The 2,954-nt window shown below is 70.9% G+C and carries 1 protein-coding gene; it reads right to left on the bottom strand.

The window, feature by feature from the left end; translation table 11 throughout:
* Positions 1-85 precede the first annotated feature (85 nt).
* Positions 86-2,890, bottom strand: a complete 2,805-nt coding sequence (gene glnE / locus HMPREF3115_RS15005) for a bifunctional [glutamate--ammonia ligase]-adenylyl-L-tyrosine phosphorylase/[glutamate--ammonia-ligase] adenylyltransferase (protein ID WP_070554959.1) — start codon at positions 2,888-2,890, stop codon at positions 86-88.
* Between the last annotated feature and the right edge of the window lie 64 nt (positions 2,891-2,954).

Raw genomic sequence — 2,954 nt, 5'->3', positions numbered from 1 at the left:
CGGGCGGACCGCACGTGCGCCCGCCTGCTCCGCCGACGCGTTTACTTATATAGAAGCGCCGCCCGCCCGCGCACGCCGCCGCCCATCAAACGCCCGTTTCAAGCGCACCGAACACGCGCGTCCACAGCGCGATCACGGCCGCGCGCTCGTCCGCGACGAGCGCCGGCTCGACGCGCGCCTTCTCCATCCCGTCGAGCCGCAGCTTGTGCTGCAGCTTCCGGTACGTGCGGTACGCCGCGCCGACGCGCTCGGCCTCGTCCTCGCCCATCAGCCCGAAGCGCGCGACTTCGCGCAGCAACGCGATATTGCCCGTGTTGCGGATCAGTTCCGGGTCGCTCGACGCGTGCAGCAGCACCCAGTACTGGACGATGAACTCGATGTCGACCATGCCGCCGCGGTCGTGCTTCAGATCGAACAGCTCGGTCTGGTTCGGGTGCCCGGCGAGCACCTTGGCGCGCATGTCGACGATTTCCTTCGCGAGGACGTCCGCGTCGCGCGGCGTCGTCAGCACCTGCCGGCGGATCGCCTCGAACGCCGCGCCGATCTCCGCGTCGCCCGCGCTGTAGCGCGCCCGCGTCAGCGCCTGGTGCTCCCAGACCCACGCGGTGTTCGCCGCATCGCCTTCGCGCAGCTGATAGCGGCGGAACGCGTCGAGGTCCGTCACGAGCAGCCCGGCCTCGCCGTTCGGCCGCAGGCGCAGGTCGATGTCGAACAGCGCGCCGGCGCCGGTGGCCGTCGTCAGCCAGGTGATGAGGCGCCGCGTGAACGTGGTGTACACGTCGGCCGAGCGATCGTCCGGATCGTCGTACAGGAAGATCAGGTCGAGATCGGATGCGTAGCCGAGCTCCTTGCCGCCGAGCTTGCCGTACGCGATCACCGCGAATTTCGGCACGTCGCGGTGACGCTTCGCGAGCTGCGACCAGACGACTTCGATCGTGACGTCGAGCACCGCGTCGGCGAGCTCCGACAGCCGGTCGCTGACGTGCTCGACCGACAGCTGCCCGGCCAGGTCGATCAGCAGGATCCGGAATACCTCCGCGTGCTGCGCATGCCGCAGCAGGTCCATCTGCTGTTCGGGACCGTCGGCGGCGGCCAGGCGCGCGCGCAGTGCGTCCTTGAACGCCGGCCAGTCGAACGGGCTCGCAATCGCTTCGTCGTCGAGCAATTCGTCGAGCAGCTGCGGGTGGCGGATCAGATAGCCGCCGCCCCAGCGCGTCGCGCCGAGCACCGACAGCACGCGGTCGAGCGCGGCCGGATATTCGGTCAGCAGCGCCAGGTAGACGCCGCGCCGGCTGACCGTCTCGAGCAGGTCGAACAGGCGCACGATCGTGTCGTCGCGGCGCGCGGCGTCGATTTTCGGTGCCGCCTCGAGCGCGCGCTGCGCGACGCTGTCGAAGCGCTGACGGCTTTTTTCCGGCAGCCCCGTATAGCGCGACGAGTGCCATACCGCGCGCAGCCGCGCGAGCATCGCAGCCGGATCGGCGAAGCCGAGGCCCTCGAGGCGCGCCGTCAGCGCGTCGTCCTCGCCGTCGTCGGCGAGTGCGCCGCTCCAGATCCAGGTGGCCGCCGTGTCGTCGCCGGCACTGCACGGGCCGCCGCCCACCTTGTCCGCGAAGATCTGGTCGAACTGCGCCTCGACGAACGTGCGATGCGCGTCGAGCGCCGTCATCAGCGCCGCGTAGTCGGCAAAGCCGAGCGAGGCGGCGAGCGCCGCGCGCTCGTCGGGTTCGACCGGCATCGCGTGCGTCTGCGCGTCGTTGCGGTACTGCAGCCGGTGCTCGAGCGTGCGCAGGAAGTTGTACGCGTCAGTCAGGCGCGCACGCACGTCGTCGGCGATCAAGCCGCGCGCCTGCGCGTGCGCGAGCACCGCGAGCGTGGGCCGCACGCGGAACCCCGCATCCTGGCCGCCGCGGATCAGCTGGAACACCTGCGCGCTGAACTCGATCTCGCGGATGCCGCCGCGGCCGAGCTTGATGTCGTCGGCCTTGTCGGGCCGCATCGACGCGCGGCGCGCGGCTTCGTGGCGAATCTGCTGATGCAGCGAACGGATCGCGCCGATCACGCCGAAGTCGAGATAGCGCCGGTACACGAACGGCTTCACGATCGACTCGAGCTGCGACGCGAGCCGCCGCGCCGCGTCGCTGTCGCCTTCCGACACGAGCCGCCCCTTGATCCAGGCGTAGCGCTCCCACTCGCGCCCCTGCACGTAGAAATACTCTTCGAGCATCCCGAGGCTGCATACGAGCGGCCCGGAATCGCCGTTCGGGCGCAGCCGCATGTCGACGCGAAACACATAGCCGTCGGCCGTGACTTCCGACAGCACGCCGATCAGGCGCCGGCCGAGCCGCGTGAAATATTCCTGCGTGGACAGCGGCGCGCGCGTGCCGCCGGCCGTCTCGCCGTCGTCCTCGTAGACGAAGATCAGGTCGATGTCGGACGACACGTTCAGTTCGCGGCCGCCGAGCTTGCCCATCCCGACGACGCCGAGCACCACGCGCTGGCCGTCGGCGCCGCGCGGCTCGCCGTACAGCGCTTCGAATTCGGCCGACAGCAGCGCGAGCGAGCGCTGCACGGCGAGCTCGGCCAGATCGGTCATCGCGCCCGTCACCTCGGCGACGCTCGCGAGCCCGCGCAGGTCGCGCTCGGCCACCGCGCCGAACACCTCGGTGCGCAATTGCCGCAGCGCGCGCTTCAGCTGTTCGTCGGTCGGCACGGCCGCGCCGGCCGGCGGCACGCCGAGCAGCGCGGTGAGCCGTTCGTCCTGCTGCGCGCGGGTAAGCGGCGTGTCGGCCCAGCGGGCGATCTGCTCGACGAGCGCCGGACGCGCGGCGGCCGCGCGCGCGAGGTAACGGGAATAGGACGTGCTGATCAGGGCGGAAGCGTCGGTCATCGAGAAGCAGGCCTTGCAGTCGGGCCGGCCGGCACGCGCGTGCATTCGATGCGCGCTGCCGGCC

Source organism: Burkholderia sp. HMSC10F09 (assembly GCF_001806955.1).
Taxonomy (GTDB): domain Bacteria; phylum Pseudomonadota; class Gammaproteobacteria; order Burkholderiales; family Burkholderiaceae; genus Burkholderia; species Burkholderia multivorans.
This window is presented reverse-complemented; position numbering and strand designations above follow the sequence as displayed.